This is a genomic window from Occallatibacter sp., from assembly GCF_036502485.1.
Taxonomy (GTDB): Bacteria; Acidobacteriota; Terriglobia; order Terriglobales; family Acidobacteriaceae; genus Telmatobacter.
On sequence record NZ_DASXYM010000043.1, the window covers coordinates 203068 to 228370 of the forward strand.

General features: G+C 59.6%; 15 protein-coding genes. 8 read left to right on the plus strand and 7 right to left on the minus strand.

Annotated elements, in window-relative coordinates; all coding sequences use genetic code 11:
• Positions 1–175 precede the first annotated feature (175 nt).
• Both VGL22_RS07470 and pruA read left to right on the plus strand, forming a co-directional pair.
• Positions 176–619 carry a hypothetical protein gene (locus VGL22_RS07470; protein WP_465266280.1) on the plus strand — a complete coding sequence of 148 codons (444 nt, stop codon included), beginning with the start codon at positions 176–178 and terminating at the stop codon, positions 617–619.
• 87 nt (positions 620–706) lie between these two features.
• Positions 707–2326: an L-glutamate gamma-semialdehyde dehydrogenase gene (gene pruA, locus VGL22_RS07475; RefSeq protein WP_465266281.1), complete on the plus strand. Its 1620-nt coding sequence runs from the start codon at positions 707–709 to the stop codon at positions 2324–2326.
• A 115-nt stretch (positions 2327–2441) separates the two neighbouring features.
• On the opposite strand, the gene VGL22_RS07480 is transcribed toward pruA, so the two are convergent.
• The 3 genes from VGL22_RS07480 to VGL22_RS07490 all read right to left on the minus strand — a co-directional run bounded on the left by VGL22_RS07480 (position 2442) and on the right by VGL22_RS07490 (position 7519).
• A complete protein-coding gene (locus VGL22_RS07480) occupies positions 2442–5507 on the minus strand; it encodes a TonB-dependent receptor (RefSeq protein WP_465266282.1) in 3066 nt (1021 codons plus the stop codon).
• 456 nt (positions 5508–5963) lie between these two features.
• On the minus strand, positions 5964–6530 hold the full coding sequence (locus tag VGL22_RS07485; protein ID WP_465266283.1) for an outer membrane beta-barrel protein: 567 nt from the start codon (positions 6528–6530) through the stop codon (positions 5964–5966).
• A gap of 311 nt (positions 6531–6841) precedes the next feature.
• Entirely contained in the window at positions 6842–7519 is a 678-nt protein-coding gene (locus VGL22_RS07490; protein WP_465266284.1) for a response regulator transcription factor, read from the minus strand.
• A gap of 387 nt (positions 7520–7906) precedes the next feature.
• On the opposite strand from VGL22_RS07490, the gene VGL22_RS07495 reads away from it, so the two are divergent.
• The 5 genes from VGL22_RS07495 (at position 7907) to VGL22_RS07515 (ending at position 13836) form a co-directional block, all read left to right on the plus strand.
• On the plus strand, positions 7907–9556 hold the full coding sequence (locus VGL22_RS07495; RefSeq protein ID WP_465266285.1) for an NAD(P)/FAD-dependent oxidoreductase: 1650 nt from the start codon (positions 7907–7909) through the stop codon (positions 9554–9556).
• A 45-nt stretch (positions 9557–9601) separates the two neighbouring features.
• Positions 9602–11092, plus strand: a complete 1491-nt coding sequence (locus VGL22_RS07500; protein ID WP_465266286.1) for a sensor histidine kinase — start codon at positions 9602–9604, stop codon at positions 11090–11092.
• A gap of 62 nt (positions 11093–11154) precedes the next feature.
• Positions 11155–12045 carry a GGDEF domain-containing protein gene (locus VGL22_RS07505; protein ID WP_465266287.1) on the plus strand — a complete coding sequence of 297 codons (891 nt, stop codon included), beginning with the start codon at positions 11155–11157 and terminating at the stop codon, positions 12043–12045.
• The gene (gene motA / locus VGL22_RS07510; RefSeq protein ID WP_465266288.1) at positions 12030–12911 is read left to right on the plus strand and encodes a flagellar motor stator protein MotA; all 882 of its coding nucleotides are present in this window, start codon (positions 12030–12032) and stop codon (positions 12909–12911) included. Before VGL22_RS07505 ends, motA begins: the two co-directional genes overlap by 16 nt.
• Before the next feature lie 46 nt (positions 12912–12957).
• Entirely contained in the window at positions 12958–13836 is an 879-nt protein-coding gene (locus tag VGL22_RS07515) for a flagellar motor protein MotB (protein ID WP_465266289.1), read from the plus strand.
• Positions 13837–13872: 36 nt separating this feature from the next.
• Here VGL22_RS07515 and VGL22_RS07520 read toward each other — a convergent pair whose 3' ends face one another.
• On the minus strand, positions 13873–17661 hold the full coding sequence (locus VGL22_RS07520; RefSeq protein WP_465266290.1) for a TonB-dependent receptor: 3789 nt from the start codon (positions 17659–17661) through the stop codon (positions 13873–13875).
• A 565-nt stretch (positions 17662–18226) separates the two neighbouring features.
• Positions 18227–21580, minus strand: coding sequence for a TonB-dependent receptor (locus tag VGL22_RS07525; RefSeq protein WP_465266291.1), 3354 nt, complete (start codon positions 21578–21580; stop codon positions 18227–18229).
• Positions 21581–21779: 199 nt separating this feature from the next.
• On the opposite strand from VGL22_RS07525, the gene VGL22_RS07530 reads away from it, so the two are divergent.
• Positions 21780–23738, plus strand: a complete 1959-nt coding sequence (locus VGL22_RS07530) for a M61 family metallopeptidase (RefSeq protein ID WP_465266292.1) — start codon at positions 21780–21782, stop codon at positions 23736–23738.
• An 87-nt stretch (positions 23739–23825) separates the two neighbouring features.
• On the opposite strand, the gene VGL22_RS07535 is transcribed toward VGL22_RS07530, so the two are convergent.
• Positions 23826–24854, minus strand: coding sequence for a DUF5808 domain-containing protein (locus VGL22_RS07535; protein WP_465266293.1), 1029 nt, complete (start codon positions 24852–24854; stop codon positions 23826–23828).
• The gene (locus VGL22_RS07540) at positions 24851–25261 is read right to left on the minus strand and encodes a GntR family transcriptional regulator (protein ID WP_465266294.1); all 411 of its coding nucleotides are present in this window, start codon (positions 25259–25261) and stop codon (positions 24851–24853) included. The genes VGL22_RS07535 and VGL22_RS07540 overlap by 4 nt, the downstream gene beginning before the upstream one ends.
• Between the last annotated feature and the right edge of the window lie 42 nt (positions 25262–25303).

A 25303-nucleotide genomic window follows, 5' to 3' on the forward strand; every position in this document is an offset into this window, starting at 1 on the left:
TATAACATGACGATTCATTCATTCCTACAGCTCTGGGGCAGTGTTTATCCATCTAGTTGCCGCTTCCGTTAGACGGCGAATCTGACAACCAGAAGACAAGCACGCTATCAAATTGTCCTTTGCGTCAAGGTGATGTGCAGCGCGATACGAGCGTACACTCAGACAAATCAGGCACATGAGTCTTCATTCGATTGCACGAGTGCTTCTGGCAGTTTTTTGCGGCATCCAGGGACTGGCAACCGCGGTCATGGATCTGAACCGGACCCATGCAACGCACCCGCAATGGCTGGGACATGCGCGCTTTCACGTAGTTTGGCAGACGGGCACCGCCGTGGCGCTGGCGGTGGTTGAAATTGTGCTGCTGCTGCGCGGGCCTTTTGCGTCGGAGCGGTTTTATCTGGCGGCGCTTTTGGCCGCAATGCCGATGGTGGGATTTTTCGCGGCCTTGTTCGCGCGGAGGATTTATGGGGGCACGCTGTCGGATCCAGGGGGGATTCCTCCGGCCCGCTTTCATCTGCGCGGCCGCGAATTTCAAGTAGATATGAACCTGGTGACGGAAGTTGCCGGGGTCATTATCGTGGGGGTTCTGGTTGCGTTGTATCGGTATTCAAGTTCGTGATGGGGGACGGCAGTACGTTTCACCGAGATTCTGGCGGTGAGGGATGCCGAGACGCATCTTTGGGGCTTGGACTAGAATCGAATCGCTATGGCTACCGTCACGCTTCCTACTGCAATTCAGCCGCGTTCGCCCCAGGGCGAATTCCGCAATGAGCCGTTTACCGATTTTAAGTCGCATGAGAACAGTCGCGCCATGCGCGAGGCGCTGGACCACGTGGGCGGGATGCTGAGCCGCGAATATGACCTGGTGATCGGCGGCGAGCATTTCAAGACTGCGGAGAAGATCCGATCGATTAATCCGGCTCGGCCGGCCCAGGTGGTGGGTGTCCATCAAAAGGCCGGAGCGGAGCACGCTGAGCAGGCGATGCAGGCGGCACTGAAGGCATTCGAAACGTGGTCGCGGACCACCGTAGAGGAACGCACTTCCCTGCTGCTGAACGCGGCCGAGATTATCCGGCACCGCAAGTTTGAGTTTTGCGCGTGGCTGACCTACGAAGTGGGCAAAAACTGGGCTGAAGCCGATGCCGATGTGGGAGAGACCATCGACTTTCTGGAGTTCTACGCTCGCGAAGCGTTGCGTCTGGCGGCGGCCACGACCCCCATTCAATATCCAGGCGAGAAGAACCAGCTGCTCTATATTCCGCTGGGAGTGGGCGCCGTGATTCCGCCGTGGAACTTTCCGTTCGCTATTATGGCGGGAATGACGGTGGCGTCCATCGCGACGGGCAATACGGTGGTACTGAAGCCGTCGTCGGATTCGCCGACGATTGCCGCCAAGTTTCTCGAAGTATTGGAAGAGGTGGGGATGCCGGGCGGTGTTGTGAACTTCTGTCCGGGATCGGGCGCCACGTTCGGCAACGCCATTGTGGAGCATCCCAAGACGCGCTTCGTCGCGTTCACCGGATCGAAGGCTGTTGGGCTGGACATTCACGAGCGCGCGGCTAGAGCCAAGCCGGGCCAAATCTGGATCAAGCGCACGATTTTGGAGATGGGCGGCAAGGATTCGATTCTTGTCTGCGCGGATGCGGATCTGGACGCGGCGGTGGACGGCGTAGTGGGCGCGGCGTTCGGATTCAGCGGGCAGAAGTGCTCGGCTTGTTCACGAGCGATTGTGGAAGCGCCCGTGTACGAGATGTTTGTGGAGCGGGTGCGCGAAAAAGTAGCTCAGTGGACGGTGGGCGATCCGTCCGGAAATTCGTCGATGGGGCCGGTGGTCAACAAGGGCTCGTACGAGTCGATTCTGAACTACATCGAGACCGGCAAGAACGAAGGACGTCTGGTCGCCGGCGGAAAGGCGGTGGAGAATGCGGACGGCGGATATTTGATTGAGCCGACAGTTTTCGCGGACATCGCGCCAAATGCGGTCATCGCGCAGGAAGAGATCTTCGGGCCGGTGCTGGCGATTATCAAGGTGGACAGCTTTGAAGAGGGCCTCGCGGTGGCCAACAACACCGAATACGGGTTGACCGGCGCAATTTACTCGGACGACCACGCGAAGCTGGAGATCGCCCGGCGGAAGTTCCACGTCGGCAATCTCTACCTCAACCGCAAGTGCACCGGGGCGATGGTGGGGGCACATCCATTCGGTGGGTTCAATATGAGCGGTACGGACTCAAAGGCGGGCGGCCCGGATTATCTCTTCCTGTTCACACAGGCCAAGAGCGTGGCCGAAAAGGTGACGGGACAGCCGAGTCCGATTGGTATCTGAGGGGTCCTGAAAAGTAGTTTCCCTCCGGGAATGACAGAAACAAAGACGAGGACACACGCCCAAAGGGCAGGCGCATGGCGCCTGCCCTTTGTTGTTGGTTGATGCGAGGTTGCAGTTAGAACGTGAAGCGGGCGCCGAGTTCGCCCCAGGTGGCGCGGGGAACGATCACCGAGGCGGGTGCAATGAATCCTACCGGGTGACCGAAGGTGGACGCCGAGCTGATGCTGTGGCCGAAGTTATTGCCATAGTTGGCGTGGTTGGTCAGGTTGAAGGCCTGGGCGATGATCTGCAGGTTGGCACGCTCGCCGAACTTGAAGCTCTTGGCCAAGCGGGTATCGAGCTGGAAGAACGCGTTGCCGCGCATGGAGTCATAGGGAACCAGCGTGCAATCAGCCGGCTGGCCGAGGCCGTAAAAGCAGTTCTGTGCGCCGGCTTCGTTTCCTGCGTAAGCGAAGTAGTTTTTGAGGTCGGACTTAGGGACGACGACGCCTATGGCCGTACCGCCACCGGTGTTGAGGGTGTTGTTGGCGTTTGTGAGGTCGTAGGGGCGAGCCGTGCCGAACTGTAGAATTGGCGCAAACTGAAAGCCCTTGGGCAAGTCGACGATGCCGGCGACGGTTATGTGGTGGCGCTCGTCGTTAGGCGTAGGGCCCCACTCCCAGCTCGCGAACGGCGCCGTTGCCAGCTTGGGATAGTTGCGGAAGCCATTGCCGCCACCGAAGGCGTTGGCCCACGCCAGGGTGTAGTTGGCGGTGAGTTGGAAGCGTTGCGACATCTGATCTTTGAAGCTCAAGTTGAATCCGTCGTAGTGTTCACGGCCGATGGCTTCTTCGACACGGACGCTGGCCGGCGGCCGATCGGAGATCGAGGAGGCAGCATAGGGCGCGTCAAAGGGGCGGGTACAGCAATCGCCCGCGGCATTGCCGATCGGGATGCGCTGGTCGACGTTTATGGTGCGATTGATGTGCAGGCCGAGGACGTGCACGTATTCGGCTTCGATGGCGGCGTTCTGATTGATGGCCCAGGTATAGCCGGCGTTGAACTCCTCAGTGACGGGATTGCGATAGTGCGGATCTATGAGCCGGCCGACACTGCGGGGAGCCAATTCCGAGGAGGGAGCCGGGATGGTGGGCATGGGGTCTACGCCATAGCGCCATTCGCCCAGGGTCAAACCAGTTCCGGGCACCGGATCAGAGGGGCTGGAGAGGCTGAGCACGGTCTGGAAGACGGTGGGGTTGGCCATCTGCTCCATGAAGAGCGGGATGTTCTGGAAGACGTTGCCGTAGTAGAGGCCATAGCCGCCGCGCAGCACATGATTGCCCTTGCCGGTCAGGTCATAGGCAAACCCGACACGGGGGCTGAAGTCCAGGTTGTCATCCTTAGCGATGCTGGATACGTAGGGATCGGTGATGGGGCTGTTGACGGTCTTGAGATCGAGGTAGGTGCGGCTCTTGGCGATGTCCGAGCCGCCGATCATATTGAAGTCCTTGTCCCAGCGGAGGCCGAGACTGAGGATGAGCTTGCGGTTGACCTTCCAGTCGTCCTGCCCGTAGAAGCCGAGTTGCTTGGTGGCGACGATAAACGAAGGGTCGCCGTTGGCGATGGCCATGCCCGAGACGATGCCGGGGTGGGAGAAGGAGTCAGGATAGGCGGCGATGATGTCGGTGGGGTTCTGGGAGAAGTCGATTTCGAGGGTGGAGCTGAACTCGAAGAATCCACCTTCGGCGGGATTCCAGATGTAGTCCACCCCGCCCTTGAAGGTGTGTTTGCCAACCACCTTGGAGAAGTCGTCCTTGAACTGCCACTTGCGCTGGAAGGACTGCTGGGGAACGTTGGTGTTGGTACCGAAAGAAGCGGGGTTGGGGAACGTGACCAGCGGCGAGCTGATGTTGCTGTCGATCAGGTTATTCCAATACTGGAAGCCGGCAGTAAAGGTGTTCACAGTGGTGTCGTTGAGAAGTGAGTTCACGGTGAAGTTGGCGATCTGCAGGTGGTTGACAGTAAAGTTGCCGTTGTTCAGGTCGCCGGTGCCATCGGACTGGTCGTTGAGGCTGTTGTTCGCTTGCGAGGAATAGCTTAGGTATGCGCTCTGTTTGCTGTTGAAGATCCAGTCGGCGCGCCCGTTGTAGCGGGTCTCGAAGAAGGGACGCGGGATGGTAGCGGAGGGATTGTCGATGCTGCCAAAAAACGGCTGCGCGGCGACAAGTTGCTCGTACGAGCTTGTGTCTTCTGCCTGGGCCTGGTGTTCGCGCTCTCGGTTGATGGCAAAGAAGAGGAAGAACTTGTCCTTCTTGATGGGGCCGCCGACGGAACCGCCGAACTGCTGGCGGGTGTAGTCGGGATGCGACTTCGTCGTACCGCCATGGCCGTCGGGATCGGTTTCATCCGTGTTCAATGCGGTATCACGGAAGAAGCCGGTGACCGAACCGTGGAACTGGTTACCGCCGCGCTTGGTGATGATGTTAATGGCGGCGCCTTCGGAGCGCCCGTTCTCCGCCGAGAAGCGCTGGGTGCTGATGTGGTATTCCTCGACGGCCTCGAGGGGAAGCTGCATGACCATGCCACCGACGGTGTTGTCCTTGTTGTCGACGCCGTTGACGGTGACGTTGACGTTGCGTCCGCCGGAGCCATTCACTGAGAGGACGGCATAACGATTCTTGGTCGGATCATAGGAGTCAGCGATCTTGACGCCGGGCGCCAGGTAGGCGAGATCGGCAGCGTCCTGCCCCACCATGGGAAGCTGCTGCACTTCTGTCGGCGTGATCTCCGCACTGACGCTGGTCTTGGTGGTGTCGATCAGCGCGTTTTCAGCGGTGACTTCCACGGTCTGCGAGGCGGCGCCGGGCTTCAAGGCAACGTTGGTGGTAACGGTCTGACCGACCATCAGCTCCAGGTTAGAGACGGCAGTCGCGAAACCGCTGGCAGAGATCTCCAGCTTGTATTTCCCGGCAGCAAGCAAGTCGAAACGATAGCTGCCAGCGTTACTGGTGTTGACAGTACGCTTGGACCCATTAGAGAGGCTGGTGACGGTGATTTGTGCACCGTTCACGACGGCGTCCGAAGAGTCAGTTACGGTTCCTTGCACGGAACCGCTGGCGGTAGCCTGAGCCAGAAGATGCACGGGGATTACGGTCAGTGCTAAAAGGAACAGCAAGGTGAATCGAAGTGCCCGTGTGGTCATACATTCTCCAAACGTGTGGGTGGTGAGTTGTGGTCTCCTGCGTGGGGAACAAGAGCTCTCCCTGTGGAAAAGGGGGCCCCTTGAGAACGAACGCCGGGGAAACAGCGTGCCTAGGGGAAAGCGGAAACCGGTACTTCTGCTAGTTACGCTGCAATCGGGTTGCCATTCGCAACATGGCGGGGCTGTGCCAGTTAAAGGGACTTAATAGAGTTTCATCCAGCCGCAGCGCGGCAAACGAGTCGATTCCAGAATCAGTCCTATGAAATCTCATATCCGACCCCCCTTCGCTGTGGGATTCTGCATTTTAGCGAGGAAAGTACGGCCAGCAGAAGGGGGAGCGGCCTTTATACGCTCCTTATCCGAACCGGCGTCGCGAGAGAGCGGAAAATGCGTCAGGCACGCCCGGACCGGAAGCGCCTGATTTGTCTCTATTCTGGATTTCAGCCTGGTCGCAAGTTAGAAGGAGAGGCGGGCGCTGACCTGGATCTCGCGGCCTGGAGTCGAAGCCTCAGGGATAGTGGCGAAACTTGAGGTGTTGACGAAGCGGTTCGGCGTGACGAGGTTGGTGTGGTTGAGGGCGTTGAAGAACTCCGCGCGAGAAGTTGGTGCGCGGCGCGTAGAGAAGGCCCTTCGGGTAGCCGTTCTGACCGCCGATGAAGACCTGGGCGCGCTGCTGGAGAGATCGAGGTTGGAGTTGGTGTATTCGATGTCGACCAGAGAGGCCATGTACTCATAGCGCACGCCGTAGTCGAGGGTTGTGTTGGCGGTGACGCGCCGGTTGTCCTGGGCATAACGGTCGGCGTTCCACTGGCGCAAATCCATCTGCGGAACGCAGGCGACCACGTCACACTGTACTCCGGTGCCCGTTGCAGTGAGGTGCACGCGTGCGGCGGGTACCGCACGGTGGTGCGGATCATAAACGGAACCCCGCACCACGGCAAGATTCTCCTGCCCCTGCGCAAGCGCGGCGGCCGCAAGGCACAGCAGGGCGAGAAACACTCGGCGTGTCAGTTTCAGCATCATCAGAACTCTCCAAAAGCCCTTGGTGATAAGGGCAAAAACCGGGTGGTACCTCGCGGCCATGCGGTGTGGCCCGGAGGTGAATCGCGTACCGCGTGGTGGTCGCCGGCTTTCAGCAGGGCGGCGAAAACACTCGCAGTTTCAGAAAGTTTTAATGGTGCAAGGGCAGGCGTCATCGGCCGACAGATGGGGAAGGTTCTCCAGCCACGGATGGAGTTTGTCTGGGAGATGTCCGGGCCGATGAGTCCGACCCACACGCTGGCCCCTCAGAGAGAGGGGGGCGAGAGGATCGGATTAGGGAGGAGTAGGATGTCTTAGGCGACGGCGCCCGCAGCTTGTTCTTCGGCTTCGAGTTTGCTGCCAACCTCGGCGGCTGCAGCGGCCAGGGTGCGATGATGGATGGTGAACAGAGCTAGTTCCAGGCGATCACTGACGCCGGTCTTGTCGTAGATGGATCGCAGATAATTTTTGATTACCTGCTCAGTGGTCTTCAGGCGGATGGCGATTTCCCGATTCTTGCAGCCCTGAACGATGAGAGCCACGATGCGCATCTCCTTGGGGGTAAGGCGATCGCGGACCCGGGTTCCGACGACATCTTCCTCGATGTTCTCCGCGACCACGAGCTGCGGAGGGATCCAAGTGTCGCCATTCGATACGCGGCGCACGCATTCGATGAGGGATTGTCCGGTCACATTACGGAAAACGACGCCGCGAAATCCCTGCTGAAGGTAGACCTGGGCTCCCTCAGAGTTTTCAGCGATGACGATGCCTTTGCTCCCGCCGGCCTCGAGCATGCGGCGGAGTTGGACCATGTCTGGCCGCAGCGAGGCAGCAAACAGCACGATAGAGCCTGGAAATGTGGTCACGGCATGGAGCAACCGGTCCAGATCTGCGCACTGCGCTATGATCCGCAGGTCGTCGTCTGTAGCCAGCACCTTAGCTGTCCCCGCCCGAAAAATCGCCTGACAATCCGCGAGAATAATCTTTTTCATCCTGTACGCCTCATCCGCCGCACCCCTCGCATACGGATATGCCGGGCACGCTGGCCCGCCAACCGGTGTTGCGTCGCCGCTTTGGAAAACCTAGCTTTTACGTGCACTATATCGGCAGCCCCCTTTAAAACTTTCTTCTGCCGACGAGGAACAAGCTGAGTCGGGTCCGTTTGAAAACAAACGTTCCCGATTTGATGTGAGTTCCGCTAAGTGTCTTATTTCGTGTACGAGCTTACAGTCTGCCACGGACCTCGCCAAGGGTAAAATCCCACGAAAGGGGGCGTACCGTGTTAATGCATTCGGAACCTGCTGAGCGGCAGGGATAAGAAGTGGAAAAGGGGGCAAAGCAAGGAAATCGGGGCTTGCGCGGGCCCGTACACTGGGAGCATGGCGAGACCGATTCTGTTGGCCGTAGATGACGACGTAAACGTGCTTGAGGCTGTGGTGCAGGACCTGCGTCGCCACTACGGGTCCACTTATCGAATCATGCGGGCGGCTGGAGGGCAGACGGCGCTGGATACACTGGCGCAGGTGAAGGCGCGCGATGAATCCGTGGCCTTGTTGATCAGCGATCAGCGCATGCCGGGCATGACCGGAGTGCAGTTTCTGGAACGTTCGCGGGACCTCTATCCCGACGCACGTCGAGTTCTGCTCACCGCCTATGCCGACACCGAGGCTGCGATCCAAGCCATCAACAGCGCGCGCATCCACTACTACCTCAACAAGCCGTGGGATCCCCCCGAGGAGAAGCTCTACCCGGTGCTGAGCGACCTGCTGGAGAGTTGGAAGGGGGATTACAGGCCCCGGTTTGATGGACTTACGGTGCTCGGCCATCGCTGGTCGCCGCGCGACCATGAGGTGCGCACATTCCTTAGCTGCAATCATGTGCCGTACCGCTGGCTGGATGTGGATGGCGAAGAAGGTCGAAAGCTCCTCGACGACCGCAAGATGGACGGCGAGGGGCTGCCGCTGGTGCTTTTTCCCGATGGCGCAGTGCTCAAAAACCCTCCTCCGGGGGAGTTGGCTGCCCGGGTGGGCATGAGGGTTCAGGCCAGTGAGGACTTCTACGATTTGATTGTAGTGGGGGCCGGTCCCGCGGGGCTGGCGGCGGCGGTCTACGGGGCCAGCGAAGGGTTGAAGACTCTGGTGATCGAGTCGGAAGCACCGGGCGGCCAGGCCGGCACCACATCCATGATCAAAAACTATCTGGGATTCCCGCAGGGCATCACGGGCGCGGAAATGGGGCGCCGCGCGCTGCTGCAGGCCAAGGCCTTCGAGGCTGAGTTTGTTACCCAGCGTGCCACGGGGCTGAAGATTGATGGGCAGTACCGGTTTATCTGCATGGCGGACGGGCGCCAGGTTTCGAGCCACGTTCTGCTGCTGGCGCCGGGGGTACAGTATCGCAAGCTGCATGTGCCGGGCGGCGAGCAGCTTACGGGGCGCGGAATCTATTATGGCGCGGCCTTGGTGGAAGCTCCGACCTGCAAGGAGCAGGACGTATATCTGGTGGGGGGGGCCAACTCCGCGGGACAGGCCGCGCTGCACTTCGCCAAATACGCGCGCAAGGTAATTATGCTGGTTCGCGGACCGGGCCTGGCGGCAACCATGTCGAAATATTTGATCGATGAGATCGGTCGCACATCGAATATTGTGTTGATGCCGAACACGCAGGTGGTTGAAGCCCTCGGCGACGAACATCTGGAGAGGTTGCGGCTGCGCGGGCAGAACGGCGAAGAAGAGGTCAAAGCGGAGTCGCTGTTTGTGTTTATCGGAGCGGCGCCGCGCACGGATTGGTTGCCGCCTTCGGTCCTACGCGATGAGAAAGGATTTATTCTCGCGGGTCCTGATCTGCGCTCGGAAGGCAAGCTGCCGTCGGAGTGGCGCGAGAAACGGGATCCGTTTCTGCTGGAGACCAGCGTTCCGGGCGTGTTTGTGGCCGGGGACGTACGTTATGGATCGGTGAAGCGAGTGGCTTCGGCGGTTGGCGAAGGATCAATTGCCGTACAGTTCATTCACCAGTACCTCGCCGGATTTTAAGAGCGGGAACTGGAACAAGGGGTTTTCGTGGCTCAGGAAAGCGACATGCCGGCGAACGAAACACGGGCAGGCAAGAAACCGGTGCGAATCGAAGAGGTATCTTTCGACCAAGTCGCGGGGCTGCTGAAGCAGTTTCCGCCGTTTGCCGCGTCAGATTTCTCCGCCTGCGGGATGCATACAGTACAGCGGGTGACGGCGCCGCAGGGCGCCACCATCACCGAGCCAGGGCAATCGCCGTTGTTCTATTCCGTGGTGCTTGAGGGCAAGCTTCGCGCCGATCGCCCGGAGCAGGATGGAACCCTCGCCCCGGTGGGCTTCGCGATCCCAGGCGAGGGCTACGGAGAGACACCGCTGCTGCATGGAAAGGAAATTTCCAGCTTTTACATCCGTGCCGTTGATGACTCCGTGGTGTTGCGCTTCACCGAGCAACAGTTCTGGAGCCTTCTGGCGTGCTGTCCTGAAGTGCGTAAAATGGCGGTCCGTCACATGACGGAACGCATGCAGGCCTACCAGGTGGAGGCGCTACATCGTGAGAAGCTGGTGACGCTGGGCACACTGGCCGCCGGCCTGATGCACGAGTTGCATAATCCAGGCGCAGCCGCCAAGCGCTCCGCCGCACAGTTACGCGAGAACCTGCGACGGCTCCAGGAGCTGGGCTTGAGAATGAGTGAGCGGCCCAAGACCCAGGAACAGATCGAATGCATGCAGTCGCTGCTGCGGCATGCCATCCAGAGCTGCCACGTCACGGCCCTGTCGAGTGTGGACCAGGCCGATGCAGAGGAAGAGCTGTCGCAGTGGCTGGAAGCGGCAGGCGTGGAGAATGCGTGGACCATCGGCCCGGCGCTGGTCGAGATGGGTTTTCATCCTGAGGAGCTCAAATGCTCGCAGGCCTTTTTTGAGCCGGAGGCTTTCTCCGATGCGCTGAACTGGCTGGGCAGCCTGGTTTCGAGCATGGCGCAGGTATGCACCATTGAAGAGAGCCTTGGCCGCGTATCTGATCTGGTGAGCGCGGTGAAAAAGTTCGCCTACGACGAGAAGTCGCCTTGCCGCCAATTGGACATTCACGACAGCCTGCAGAGCACGCTGACCATTCTGGGACACAAGCTGCGCATCAAGCAGATTAAGGTGGAAAAGCGATTCGATGCGTCACCTTCTTTGATCGAAACGCGCGGGTCGGCGCTGGCGCAGGTGTGGACAAACCTTATCGACAACGCCGCGGATGCGTCGCCGGCTAGTGGCAAGATCGAGATTGCCACGTGGACCGAACCGGACTGGCTGGTGGTGTGCATCGGCGATCACGGCAGTGGCATTCCCGAAGACGTGCTGCCGCACATTTGGGAGCCGTTCTTCACCACTAAGCCGGTGGGATCAGGCACAGGACTCGGCCTTGAGATCGTCCATCGCATCGTCACCCAGAAATTTGACGGGCGGATCGATCTGGAATCCAAGCCCGGCGATACTCGTTTCATTGTGCGCCTTCCCCGGCGCGGCGGAAACTCCGCCCAACTCGCCACACACTGTGCAACCACGGCGTAATCCCCATCCTGTCTGAATGAAGTTGCGGTCTCCGCTGCCGATGAAGCAATGGGGAGGCTGCGATGGCAGATCGGGCGGAACTGGTGGAAGCCGCACTCGACGTGTATCCCGAAGGGCTGGCTTTGCTCGACGAAGCCGGCCGCGTGGTGTTCTGGAACCGTGCGGCGGAGACCGTTACGGGACATCCCAATGCGGGAATTATCGGGCGGGAACTGCCACAGGCGCTGCAGCCTCTGAGCTCATGCGGGGTATTCGAGCGGAGTCAGCCGTGTGAGGGACCGACGCTGGGGCGCGGCAGGCTAGTGCACGCGCAACACAAGCAGGGGCACGATATACCGACAATTGCGCGCCGCGTGATTCTGCGCGATCCGCTGGGTGCGCGCATCGGGATTGCGACGGTCTTCCATCTGGCGGAGCACGCCAATGCCCTGCCCCACGGCGAAACAAGCGAAGGCTCCGAAGTAAGAGCGAGCCAGGCCGAGCTGCGTGAACATCTCGACGCCGAGTTCGAGCGGTTCGAGGAAGAAGGGGCACCCCTTGGGATTCTCTGGATCACTGTGGACCAGGCCGAGGCCATGCGCAAGTCGCATGGCGCCCGCGCTTGTGAAGCGATGCTGGAAAGCGTAGAGCGCACGCTGGCGAATCATCTACGCGGTGGTGATGAGATTGGCCGCTGGGGCGACGGCGAGTTTTTAGTGCTGGCACACGAACCCTGTGGCGAGATGCTGGCCAATCGTGCGCGAGTTCTGGGAGGAATTGCCCGCACTGCCGATTTCCGCTGGTGGGGCGATCGGCTTTCCCTGACCGTGAGTGTGGGCACGGCTATCACACAAGCGGGAGACACTCTGGCTGAGCTCCTGAAGCGTGCGCAAAGGGCCATGGAGGCCAGCGTACACGCAGGCGGAAACCACGTAGCGCTAGCTCCGGGGAGGGGTTCATGTTCGCCATCATAGGCATTCTGGTTGTGTTTGGCGCAGTGATTGGCGGCTTTTTGATGGAGAAGGGGCAGCTAGGGGTGCTGATTCAGCCGGCGGAGTTGCTGATTATCGCCGGCGCCTCCATTGGTACGCTGCTGGTTGCCAATCCTCTGCATATTCTGAAGGGCATTCTGGGCGGGGTGCTGGGGGTCATCAAGGGTAAAGGCTTGAGCAAGCAAGAGTATCTGAATACGCTGAAGATGATGTACCAGTTCCTGAACAAGGTGCGAAAAGAGGGCCTGCTCAGCGTGGAGAACGACGTGGAGAAGCCCGAGGTGAGCTCGATCTTCAAGAACTATCCGGCGTTTCTTGCCGATCATCACGCGCGCGATTTCGTGTGCGACACGCTGCGCATGGCAATCACCGGGGGCGTGGAACCATTCGACATGGACCAGATGATGGAGCTCGACATGGAGGTGCATCATCAGGGTGCGGCGCAGCCGGTGGCGGCGCTGTCAACCACGGCGGACGCGCTGCCCGGCCTGGGCATTGTGGCCGCGGTGCTGGGTGTGGTGATCACCATGGGGGCGCTGGGCGGTCCTCCTGAAGAGATCGGTCACAAAGTAGCTGCTGCGCTTGTCGGCACGTTCCTCGGGATCCTGCTGTGCTATGGCGTGGCGGGACCGCTCAGCTCCAACATGGCCAAAGCGGCGGACGAACATAACAGCTATCTCCATGTCCTCCGCGTGCTGCTGCTGTCCTTTTTGAAAGGGTCGGCGCCCATGATCGCAGTGGAAATGGGGCGGCGCGCCATTCCCGCGCACGTGCGGCCATCCTTTGACGCAATGGAAAAGCACTGCAAGGACCAGGGGAAGGTGGCGGAGACACCGGCCGCGGCTTGAGACCCCTCAGGTCAGTTCAGCAGACTCGGGAGAGGAGCAGGCACGAATGTCGACGAAGGCGCAGCCCATCATCGTGATCAAGAAGAAAGGACACCACGGGGGCCACCACGGTGGCGCGTGGAAAGTCGCTTATGCGGATTTCGTCACCGCCATGATGGCACTGTTCATCGTGCTGTGGTTGATGAATTCCAGTGACAAGATCAAAAAGGCCGTGGCAGGATACTTCAACGACCCAAGAGGCACCGCAAACCTGCTCGGAACAACGATGGCCGGGAACGGCGTCGCGGCCACGCTGAAGACCGAAGACAAGATGAAGGCTCTCAAGGAAAAGCTTGAAGAGGAGATCAGGGCAAAGAAAGAACTGGAAAAGTTATCCAAGCAGATCGAGATCACGATCACGGCGGAGGGCTTGCGGATCGAGCTGCTCGAAGGAAAGAACGGGACCTTTTATCAGAGCGGCAGCGCACAATTGAGCGACACAGGACAACAACTGGTGGCGTTGCTGGCGGGGGAGTTGCAGAAATTGCCCAACGGGCTACTTATTGAGGGGCATACGGATGCGGCTCCGTACTCGAGTGAGGGCGGCTACAGTAACTGGGAGCTCTCGGCGGATCGCGCCAATGCGGCACGTAGACTGCTGCAGCAGGATGGCGTGCGCGGCAACCAGGTGACGCAGGTGCGAGGCTATGCGGACCAGATGCTGCGCGTCAAAGCGAATCCATTCGATTCTTCCAACCGGCGCATTTCGATTTTGGTGAAGAACGAGAGCGGAGCCGTCCCAATTCTGGCGCCTACCAAAGGAACCGCGACGGAAGCGGTGAAGGCGGCTGAAATTTCTACGGCGAAGGGGACCTCGAAACCCATTAGCGCGAGCGTGGCCGGAGCGGGCAAACAAGCGGAAAAGAAAAGCGCCGGAAAGGGGTGACCCCGTCCGGCGCTCTGGTTTCCTTCAGCGTTGAGGTTAGAAGTCGTACCGCAGGGCGAACTGCATACGACGGGGTAGGGTGAGAACGCTGGTTGCCACACCCAGGCTGCCGCCGGTGAGTCCCGTATTGATATAGGCAGGGTCCCAGCGCACTGAGTTAGTCACGTTGTAAACTTCCCAGGCAAAGCGAAGGGAACCGAAGTCGCCTGTCCTCCAGGCTTTGGCGAGACCTGAGTCGATATCGAAGTAGCCATCGCCACGGAAGTTGTTGCGTTGGCCGGCTTCCCCAGGATAGGGAAGGCGCATCGGGGTGCCGTTAGCGACGCCGTTGTTGATAGCGTCGGGGTTGTCAAAGAATTGAACGTTCCCACCGCTGTCGAAGTGCTTCCGCATCTTGATAGGCGCGGTCTGAACGCCGAAGCTCTCAATTTCCCAGTCGGTGGTAAAGCCGGGTTCGTAGAACGTGAACGGCAGGCCACTGCTCCAGCGGTTCAGCCCGGACCACTGCCATCCGCCGATAAACGCATCGACAAGGCCGTTGGCGCTTCCGGCAAGAGCCTTGCCACGGCCGAACGGGAGTTGGTAAAGCCAGTCGACGGTAACCAGGTGTCGGGTATCGAAATCAGAATCCGCACGGTTGAGATAGGGCTTCCAGGTGTTCAGGATGAACGAGAAGGTACCACCATTGCGAAGGGTGGCGCGTTCCGTGTCCGATCCCATATCCATGGAGTGGGAGTAGGTGTAATTAAAGTCCATCTGCAGACCGTGGCTCATGGCGTGCCGCAGCGTGAACTGACCGGCGTTGTAATAGCTTGAGCCTACACTCGACAAAACGTAGAGGGTAGCGAACTGGTCCTGCCAGAAGTGCGACTGCCAGTCGGCTGGGAAGTTGTAATACCCCAGGAAGGGCGCGTCGATGTCAGACAGGGACGTAGTGGCTCCCCAGGTGGGGCGGTAGGGCGCCCACTCCAGGTTGTAGATGGCCTGGGTGGCCGATTCGTTCAGGCCTGCATAGTTCTTGAAGAAAGGGAAAACATTCTCGAAGTAGGGAATGGCCTTCACTTCTACCTGATTCCCGATAGCATTTCCGTTGTCATCGTAGACGTATCCGCCCACGCCGCCGTTCTGGTCGACATACTTCGACAGCAAGGAACCAGCTGCAAAGTAATCGCCGCCGCCCTTGGGATCCTTGTAGTCGACCGGTTCAGCGAGATCGAGGCTTTGCAGAAGCCGTTTGCCAAGGCGGCCGATATAGGCTCCCTCGATGGTGAAGCCTCCCGGCAGCTCGCGCTGCACCGACAGATCGAACGTTTCTGAGTAAGGAGTGTGGATCTGGCTGTCGAGGCCAGATTGAATGCTGAATGCGCCCCGGGGATAGGTGTAGGGGAACGTGGTGGTGGTGTCGATAGTGCCGCCGTTCACGGTGTTTGGCAGGGTGTTGCGGTCGATGAAGCGGGGAGCACCGGGGTGGCTGCATCCAGTGACGCAGTTGCCCTCAATCTGGTAGACACCGCCTGCGGGGTGGGTGAGCGAGGAACTTAGGCCGAAGGAGCCGTGCTGGTCGACGTCGTTAACCAGGGCCTGCCCGAAGTGATCGTAGTAGACTCCGAATCCGGCGCGAATCGAAGTCTTGGAATCAGGACCATAGGCGATCGCCAAGCGCGGAGCGAAATCCTTTTTGTTCGGTGGATAATAGCCCTTCTTGTTGTAGTATGGGCCCGCGGGCGTGAAGCTGATGGGCGGCTCATAAATCTGCCCCTGCTCGGCCGCCGTCTCGCGCTGGAGGTACCAGGCGTGGGTATCGACGGTAGGAATAATTTCCTGCCCGCGCGTCTCCCAGGGAGTTTCGAGATAGGAGTAGCGAAGCCCGAACGTGAGCGTGAGATTGGGGCGCATACGCCAGGAATCCTGCGCATACCCCTCGTATTCGTTGGCTTTAAAGTGTCGATCGATAGCGGTGCCGTCGGGCAGTAGCGAGCCGGCGGCGGCGCTGGTGATCTTGTAGTTGACTTGGTCGGTCCGCTGAGGCACCGTCCCTACCATATTCGCAAAGGCGATCAGATAGGAGTTCGAGAAGCTGCCGGATACGGTGGAGTCGCCCTTTCCGTCGAGGGGTGACGGCGGATCACCGGCCAGCCAATAGGGATTGGTGCTGGCGCTGGAGTAGGAATTTGCGTCGGTGGAGTGGTTCTGGTGAATGAGACGCCAGTTGACGCCGAACTGGAGAGAGTGGGTTCCTTTTGTCCAGCTCAGATTGTCGACGAGGTTGTTCACTGGAACGCTGCTGATGGTGGACCGGCTCTGCGAGGTGGGATTGTCAATGAAACGGAATGATACGTAATCGCCCTTTCCCACTCCGCTTGCACTGGTTCCCTGGCGGATATAGCCATAGCGAAGATCGTTGATCAGCGTGGGGCTGATGGACCAGGTATCACCAGCGATGATGCCTTTGTTGTTGTTGACATTGGTGCTGGAGGGTCCCTGGCCGGGCAACTGCTCGGAAAGTCCTTCCGTGTCTTTCTGCAACTGGCCGCGCAGGAGAATGCGGTGCTTGTCGCTGGGAACCCAGTCGATTCTGGCAAGATAGGTATTCAGATCGATGGGATGGTGGGACGAGAAAGCGTACGAGCCCAGGTTGTAGCCCCCGTCGCCGGCAGCCGTTCCATTGGCGGCCGGAAAGGAATTGAATACATTCAACGCATTGGGGTTGGGACCGGGGGGATTGGGATAGTCAGCCGTGTTGCACACTTTGCAGCCCCCATCCAGGGTGGCGATTTCTCCCGCAGTCAGAGTAGTGGTGCCTCCCGACGTGTTGGGGAACAGAATCTGCCCCATCTGGTAGGTGGCCGTCGGAACCGTCCGGATGACAGCCTCATTTTCGCGCTGGCGGCTGGCCTCCCAGTTCCCAAAGAAGAAAAGCTTGTCCTTGACGATGGGGGCGCCCAAATCGGCGCCGAAGATGTTGCGGATGAGTTTGCCGGGAATGTTTGGTTCGCTGTTCGCGATCTGAGACTGCTTAACGAGCCAGTCGTTGGCAACTGTGAAGGTGGGGCGGTGATATTCGTATGCCGCGCCGTGGAACTTATTGGTACCCGATTTGGTCACCATGCTGACCTGGGCGCCGGAGGAGCGGCCGGAGTCGGCATTGGAGTTACCGGTGACGACACGGAACTCCTCGATGGAGTCCTGGGTCTGGCGCAGCACGCCAGTGAAGGCATAGCCGTTCACCTGATCGTTGTCGTCGATGCCATCGATGGTTACGTTGCCTTGGTCCGAACGCGCACCGTTCACGGCGCCGCTGCGGGGATCGTTCGCGGTCGTAGTCGAGGCCGGCAGAAACAGAACGCCCGGCTGCAGAGACAGGAGATCGGGAACGTTACGCGTCTCGGAGGGCAACCCTTGGATAGTAGCGTTGTCGGCAGAGTTGCCGAGCGAGGCGTCGGAAAGGTTAAGGGTCTGAGCAGCGGCGGAAACGTCTACCGTCACGGCTTCGGATTGAACCGTCAGTGCGAAGTCGATGGTAGCAGGCTGGTTTACCAGCAACTCAGCCGTCTTGGTCTGATCACCGAAACCTGTGGCGGTCGCCTTAATGGCGTACTTGGCGGGCGGGATCTGCGCAAAAATGTACTGACCCGCCGCATCCGACTTGGTACTCAATGATTGCCCGTTGGCGTTATTGGTGATGGTGACCGCAGCCCCAGGCACGAGCGCGCCAGACGGATCTTTCACCGTGCCACGCAAGGACGTTGTCGCTGACTGGGAGAAGACAAGGGAAGCAGTGGAGAGGATGCAAAGCAGCACCCATCCCCATAGGGATCTTTTCACGTCTGTTCCTCCAAAGCTGCGACTGCAGCAAGGCTTCTGCCACAGCCAATGAGATATTCGTCGCATGCGAAGCGGAGAAGAGGGACGCCGTCTCGCCTTGATCTACTTGTGTTCTTGGTTACCGACCGCGCTCGAGGTGATGAGAGCCCACTACTGCATTATGAATGACAGAAAAATTGCGAGCTGTGAAACCCGACCGGCACGGGCTGGTCAAGGTGTGTAACCAATATCTTGACCGATGTTTACGTGCAATTCAACAACAATGTGCCACAGGCCTGTCAACCCCGCCCGTGGCAGTGGATTGATTTTTTTGGAAAGATCCTTGAGACCGGCGGGCAAACAACAGGGCCAGGTTGGAAGTTCCACCTGCTCTCCTAACCCTCCGATACCCCTGGAACAGGCAAATTCCCCGCCGTAGCCGAAGCCATCCGCAGGGTTTAGGTAGTTTTTACCATCCTTGCCGTAAGGACGCCATGAGGATGTGCGGGCGGCTTGTCAGGTGAGCCAAAATACAACGGCCGGCGCTCTAAGGGCGCCAGCCGTTGGGTTTCGACCTGCTTGCAGTTTAGAAAAACAGCTTACCAGACACCTGCAGCTGACGCGGTCCGTAGAGCACGCTGCTGGTGCTGGTGGCCGCACCAAAGACGCTGGTGGGCACGTTGGTTGTGAACGGGGTGATGCAGCCCGCGAACTGAGAACCGTCGGGAACCGAGGCGGTGGCCGGGCAGCCGCCCTTGCCCGCATAGTTCAGGGTGGAGTAAGTGGTGGCCACGCCGGAGATGATCTGGTGGTTGAGCACGTTGAATGCTTCACCGATGAACTGAAGATAGATCTTCTCGTGGATAGGGATGTCACGCGTGACGCGGAAGTCGATATTGCGGAGTCCGGGTCCCGGCAGGCTGTTGCGCTGAATCTGCGGCGGACGGCCGGTGGTGGCAAAGCCCGATCCCGAGGAGATGGCGCCGCCGTAGATGTTTCCGTCAGCCGCGCCCGGGGTGCCGCTAAGTACTGCACCGGGCGTGTTCATGCTGGCGACGATCGGGAATCCAGTGCTCTCAGTGGCCGTGCCGGAGAAGGTGAAAGCATCAAGGCCGTGCTTCATCCACGGATTATCCTTCATGATTTCCGGCTTCCAAAGAACGGTCCCGACGAAGCGGTTCCGGACGTCCAGATCGGAGCGGCCGTACTCGTTGTGAAGATTATTTGGATCTAGGACGGGATTGCCGCCGTAGAAGGTACCGAAGGCGCCTTGCACCTGGTCATCGTCAAGCGCCTTGGACCAGGTGTGATTGAGAAGAACCTCGAGACCGTGGTCAAACGGGCGGCGAATGGTGACGGCCATGGAATGATACCAGGTATTCGCCACGCTGAAGCCGGTGTTGAGCGAAGTCAGCGTAGGATCGATGCGGTCCGTGGCGAGGTAGTAGGGCACGGTCAATTGGCTGGTATTACCCAGGGTGTCGGTCACGTTGTAGCTGCGGACGCCGTGGGGGGTCTGGCCGACCAGGTTGGCGTCAAGGAATACGGGGAGGTGCAAGGCGCGCGAACCCACGTAGCCGATGGAAAGCGACAGCTTGCCGGGCAGCGCTTGCTCCACCCCGAGGGTGAACTCATGCGTCACCGGCGGAACGAAATCGGGGGAAAGGCCATGGAAACCCCCACTGCCCGAGACCGTAAGGGGGGTCACGGCAGGCGCGTTTCCGCCGTCTGGATGCAGCGCACCGCCAATTGAGGGGCCGGTCGGCTGATAAGGCACGTTGGGGAACTGCAGCGCAGGTGCATTGCCGGCATTGCAGGTTGCGTTGCAACCCTTGAAGCTGTAGTTAATCTGGTAAATGCCGTTTTCTACCCGCATGGCGTAGTACGTGCTGCCCTGATTCAGGCCTGTAAAAATACCGTAGCCCCCGCGGACAATGGTGTCCCGGTACGGGCTCCAGGAGAAGCCGATGCGGGGCTCCACGCGGTCAGCGACGTTTTTGATTTTGGTGTTGTACTTCGCAGCAAGCACAGTGGAGGTGTTGGGCATCTCCGGGTCCGGGGTCAGCTGGAAATCGTATCGGACGCCCAGATTGAGCGTAAGGTTCTGGCGCACCTTCCAGGTGTCTTCCGCGAAGCCGTCGTACATCTTCATCCAGAAATCGTCCGCACCGGCCTTGCTGGCGGGGTTGATCTGGTCGATAGTCTGAGTGAACGAACTGTAATGCGAACCCGCAAAGGGATCGGTGTCGCCAGCCTGTCCCGCAAACGCGTCCGCAGACCAGCACTGGAAGTTTTGGGTAACGTTGCCGCAGTTGTAGCTATAAATTCCGCCGCCCTGGAAGAGATTGATCATGATTTCGTGGACGAGATTGACGTCTCCGCCGAACTTGACGGTATGGCGGCCAATCACCTTATCGAAGACATCTGTGATCTGGTACCGGTGCTCGTCCGGCTCCGCGGTACGCGGCAGGGCGTTGGGCATGCCGTAGGTTTCGGCACCCATGCTGATGCTGGGCCCGGGAGCATTAGCGCCGGCGGTTTCAAGGTCGCGGCCCCATTGGAACCGCAGGTCGTTAACGGCGGTGTTGCTCAGGGTTGAGGTCCAATGCGCAATGGCGAAACGCTCATGGTAGCTGGTAGGCGCGTTGGTGCTGGCCGAACTGTTGGCAAAGGTGGGGTTGGGCGAGTAGCCGTAGGTCTGGTCGAAGTCCGCCCAGTTGAAGTTTGCGTAGATAAGGTTCTTCTCGTTCAATTGATAGTCGACGCGCGGGAAAATCAGCGTCTCCTTGGCATATCGCTTGGGAGCGCTCTGCAGGCTGAGAAGAAAGTCGATGGCCGACTTACACTGCGCGCTGCTGATCGTGGACGGGCACTGCGTCGGCGAGATCGTTGCCGTGTCGTTAAACACGCCCGCGGGCGTCTGGGTCACAACGTTGGTCTCGTAATAGAGAGCATTGCCCGTGCGGCGGAAATTGTCTGACGTGACAAAGAAGAAGAGCTTGTCTTTTTTGATGGGTCCGCCCACGCTGCCGCCGAACTCCTGCTGCTGGTGAGTGGGCTGCGTGAGAAGGAAGGGAGCGGCGGGACTGGCGGGATTGTTGAGTGCGGTATACTTAGCGATCGGGTCCAGCGCATTCAGGCTGGGATAGCGCAAATAATAGAACAGGTCGCCATGCAGATTGTTGGTGCCGTTCTTGGTGATGGCGTTGACCTGTCCGCCGGCGGCCTGGCCAAATTCCGCCGAATACGTAGCCGCCTCTGCCTGGAATTCCTTGATGGCGTCGAGGCTGTAGACAAACGGAGCGCCTGAGGAACGGCCGCGAGCTTCAGAGAACAGCATCTGGTTGTTGTTGGCGCCGTCGACGTAGTTCTGGTTATAGAGACCGCTGATGCCGTGGAAGCTAACCAGCCCGCTGCCCCCGTCAGGCACAACGTTGGGCGTCAACAAAACGAAGTCGCTCCAGTTGCGGCCATTGACCGGCAGATTTTGAATGATCTGCTGATCCACGACCTGGGAGACTTCGGTGCGCTGCGTATCCAGCAGCGGAGTCTCGCTGGTGACCTCAACGGTAGTGTTCGCCGATTGAACCGTAAGATTCAAATCGATGGTCAGAGTCTGGCCCACCTGAAGCGTCAGATTGGTCGCATTCACCTTTCCGAATCCGGCAGCAGCGGCATCTACCTTATAACGGCCCGGCTGCAGGAAGGGCGCCACGTAGATGCCCTGATCGTTGGTAGTGAAGGTGTGCGCCGCCCCGGTGTCCGTATTGGTAACCGTGACGGTTGCGCCCGACACCGCGGCGTGGCTCGCGTCCGTGATGGTGCCGGAAATGGTGCCGGCGCCCGCCGTCTGGGCATGAGCGGGAACGTTCAGGAAGGGAAGGAAAAGCGCCAGGACACACAGCAGGACTGTCGCGCGAGGCAAGGAATAAGATCGCATCTATCGGTCTCCAGAATGTTTCAGGTCAAACAGGGCGGGTCCAACGTGACTTTCAATCGTGCGGCCCGTTCAACCAGGTTGATCACACTTATGCTGTACTTCAGGGCTGCTAAGAAGATTGTCAGCCTTTAGGGGCTCAACTTCAAATAAGTTCCACATAAAGATATGGTGAAAATACCCCAGACACGCAGGTTCCTGAATGCATTACGCTGACATCATGCACACTTCTCGCTTCCGCCCCCTATTTGGTGCTTTTTTTGTGTGCGGCGCTCTAACTTGCGCCGCCGCCGCGCAAAAAACGCCCATTCACGTCGTCGCAGATCTTACCGACGCACCCCGCAAGATGTACCACGCGGAAGTGGACCTGCCGGTGACACCCGGTCCGCTGACCCTGACCACTCCGCGCTGGATCCCCGGCAACCACAGACCGACAGGGCCGGTCAGCGACATCACGGGGGTGGTCTTCACGATTGACGGCAAGCCCATCGCGTGGCGGCGCGATGACGTGGACCTGTACGAGTTCCACGTGACTGTTCCCCAGGGAGCGGCGACCCTCCATGCCCACCTTGACTGCATAGTGACTGCGCGGTTGACCAACAAGATGGCTGTCCTGGAGTGGGAAAAGCTGCTGCTCTACCCAGCGCATGTGCCGGTGCGCGACATCCCCATTCAGCCATCGCTGAAAGTGCCGCAGGGCTGGGGTGTGGGGACGGCGCTGCAGCCCGAGGGTGCTTCTCCGTGGCCCGTGCCTGCAGCGGGGAGCACCACGAAGTTCGCCGTGACCAATGTGGAACAGCTTGAGGACTCCCCGGTGATCACGGGCCAGTACTTCCATGAGTTCGCGCTGGCGCCCACCATCTCGCCCAAACACTATATCGATGTGGTTTCAGACCAGCCGGAGGACTCGAACCTGCGGCCCAACACGCTGGCGGAGATCAACAACCTGGTGCGCGAAGCCGACGCTGAGTATGCCTCGCATCATTACAACGTCTATCACTTCCTGCTTACGCTCAGCGACGTGGCCGGCGGAGAAGGCCTTGAGCACGGCCAGTCCTCGGACAATGGCGTGGGCGAAAAGGGCTTCGCCGATGATGCGCATCAACTGGCCGAGGCCGACCTTCTGTCGCATGAGTTCACCCATTCATGGAACGGCAAATACCGTAGGCCCGTCGGTTTGTATCAGCCCGACTTCGCCACGCCGCAGCAGGGCACGCTGCTGTGGGTGTATGAGGGCATGACGCAGTACCTGGGAAATGTGCTGGCGGCGCGCTCGGGGCTGAAGTCCCAGGCCCAGTATCGCGACCTGCTGGCAATGAGCGCTGCCAATCTCGATTCCAAGCCGGGGCGCGAATGGCGCTCCACTGAAGACACGGCCATTGCCGCCAGCGTGCTGCGTGGCGGAAATCCTGCTTGGTCAAACTGGCGGCGCGGGCAGGACTACTACCAGGAAGGCGAACTCCTCTGGCTCGATGCCGACACCCTGATCCGCAAGATGACAGACAACAAGAAGTCGCTCGACGATTTCCAGAAGATCTTTCTGGCCAAGGGCGGTAACACCGGGCCGCAGATCGTCACCTACACCTTCGATGAACTGGTCGCCGATTTAAATCAGGTGGTGAAGTACGACTGGGCAACGTTCCTGCACGATCGTGTGGACAGAATCAATCCACGCGCAGACCTAGCCGGTATCGAGCGTGGCGGCTACAAGTTGGTCTATAACGATCAACCCAGCACGTCAGAAAAGATGATGGCGGCAGCCGGCGGTCGTCGCGGCGCCGGCGTGGACTGCTGGTATTCCATCGGACTCCGCATCAGCGCGGATGGCGCCATTGCCGATGTGCGCTGGAACGGTCCGGCAGACAAGGCGAGGCTGGCGCCGGGACAGAAGATCATGGCTATCAATGGGCAGATCTTCTCGCCTGAGTTGCTGCGGGAAGCGATCCGCGGCGCGAAAGGCAACAGCGAGCCCATCAAGTTGATTGTGCAGTCGGACACCTACGTTTCCAACGCGGAGATCGATTACCACGACGGCGAGCGCTATCCCGTGCTGGAACGCGCCGATGCGACCCCCGCCTATCTCGATGACATCACCAAGCCGCTGACCACGCCGGAAAAAGCACCCGAGGCGAAGAAGATGAACGAGGACTCTGCCAAGTAAGTTTGCGACGGAACCAGAATGCCCGCGCATCGATCAAGATGGCGCGGGCATTCTGCTCTTTGTGTCAATTGCATCCCATGCTACCGATTACCGGTGCAGATGGATGAACATCAGAAAGACAAAGTCAGCCAGCACCAGCGCCGCCAACGGCCACGCCATACGGTTCGCGAAGTTGACCGTGTAGCCCGGGCCAGAGCGATGCTGAATAAAGAGCGTGGGGTCCGAGGGGTTGTAATAGAACAAGCCCCACCGCCAGAACTGATCGCCGTTGCGTTCCACGGCCGGCGGCGGAAACAGCTTGGCTCGCGTCCATCCGTACACCATGCGGCCGACAGCCACAGCCAGGACCACGCCCAGCAGAGCCATCCGGAGTTCCTTAGTGATGACATAGTGGAATGGCACCGAAAATGTGCTGAGGGCGGTGCTCACAGCCGCCAGCCACGCCAGTAGAACGCACCCTCTGGCCGTGAACCTCGCCATCGGCGAGCGATGTCGCGAGAAGTAGCGCAGTTGCACAAACAACAGAACGCTTCCGGCGATCATGCCCAGACCAAGCCCGCTCAGGAAATCCGCGTGATTCGCGCTGAGTGCATCTCCAAACGCATTGAACCGCATGCCCGTCATAGCCATCGGCACAATCCACGCCAGCGCGGTCGCAACCAGCGCCAGCGCCAACATGAGCATGCGCGGGCCGGTAAAGGCGCCGGGATTGAGCAAAGATACCGCGACGGCTGTCCCCTGCCCCGGAGAGCCGGCCTGCATGGGACCGCGCGCGGCAAGTTCCTCGCCCGCCTCGCGATGCGCTTTGCCAAATGCGGCGCACGCGCAAACGCACTGCGCCAGCAGCGCGGTCATGAAACTCGAGTAGATGGAGGCCGGGGTCAACAGCACCATAGCACTGAAGAGGACAAGCGCAGCCCCAAACCCGAGTTGAATGCCGCGAAGATAGCGGCGCGTAATCGCGCGAGCACCGGCGGCAGCAGTGAACTCCGCGTCCACCGTGCGCGAGAAGAAGAAAAACTGATTGATGCGCGAGGTCCAGGAGTTGAAGGCGGCAACCGCCGTCAGTCCGGCCACCGAGCCCACAACTCCGATCAGTGAAATAGAGGTCGTCATATAGAAAGCTCCCGGGTCAGTCGTTCGAGTTCATGAGTAATGGCGCGCACCGAAAGTCCTTCGGCGCGTACCTGGGCAATGAGTTGGCGGAGGCTGCGATTGAAGCGGGCTTCCGCTTCGGGCTGCTGGCGAGGAGCGGCCCGCTCCAACACCACTGCCCCGCGGCGGCGGCGCAGATCCAGCCAACCCTCTGAAGCGAGGAGGCGATACGCCTCCGCGACGGTATTGAAATGTACGCCCAGTTCCAGGCCGAGTTCGCGCACCGTCGGCAGCGTATCCCCCGGCTTAAGCGCACCCTCCACCAGCATTGAGCGAAGATTATCGACCACTTGGCGGTAGACCGGCACGGTGGAACTGTGATCGATCTTAAGCGTGGGGTCCGTCTCAGATTTGTGTTCGGCGTTCATTTGTTATTTGTATACATACAATGTACAAATTGCGAAGTCAAT

Coding starts and splice junctions, on each gene's coding strand:
- VGL22_RS07500 (WP_465266286.1), top strand. CDS start 9,602: ATGCCGGCGAACGAAACACGGGCAGGCAAGAAACCGGTGCGAATCGAA.
- VGL22_RS07495 (WP_465266285.1), top strand. CDS start 7,907: ATGGCGAGACCGATTCTGTTGGCCGTAGATGACGACGTAAACGTGCTT.
- VGL22_RS07505 (WP_465266287.1), top strand. CDS start 11,155: ATGGCAGATCGGGCGGAACTGGTGGAAGCCGCACTCGACGTGTATCCC.
- VGL22_RS07535 (WP_465266293.1), bottom strand. CDS start 24,854: ATGACGACCTCTATTTCACTGATCGGAGTTGTGGGCTCGGTGGCCGGA.
- motA (WP_465266288.1), top strand. CDS start 12,030: ATGTTCGCCATCATAGGCATTCTGGTTGTGTTTGGCGCAGTGATTGGC.
- VGL22_RS07485 (WP_465266283.1), bottom strand. CDS start 6,530: ATGATGCTGAAACTGACACGCCGAGTGTTTCTCGCCCTGCTGTGCCTT.
- pruA (WP_465266281.1), top strand. CDS start 707: ATGGCTACCGTCACGCTTCCTACTGCAATTCAGCCGCGTTCGCCCCAG.
- VGL22_RS07470 (WP_465266280.1), top strand. CDS start 176: ATGAGTCTTCATTCGATTGCACGAGTGCTTCTGGCAGTTTTTTGCGGC.
- VGL22_RS07525 (WP_465266291.1), bottom strand. CDS start 21,580: ATGCGATCTTATTCCTTGCCTCGCGCGACAGTCCTGCTGTGTGTCCTG.
- VGL22_RS07540 (WP_465266294.1), bottom strand. CDS start 25,261: ATGAACGCCGAACACAAATCTGAGACGGACCCCACGCTTAAGATCGAT.
- VGL22_RS07530 (WP_465266292.1), top strand. CDS start 21,780: ATGCATTACGCTGACATCATGCACACTTCTCGCTTCCGCCCCCTATTT.
- VGL22_RS07480 (WP_465266282.1), bottom strand. CDS start 5,507: ATGACCACACGGGCACTTCGATTCACCTTGCTGTTCCTTTTAGCACTG.
- VGL22_RS07490 (WP_465266284.1), bottom strand. CDS start 7,519: ATGAAAAAGATTATTCTCGCGGATTGTCAGGCGATTTTTCGGGCGGGG.
- VGL22_RS07515 (WP_465266289.1), top strand. CDS start 12,958: ATGTCGACGAAGGCGCAGCCCATCATCGTGATCAAGAAGAAAGGACAC.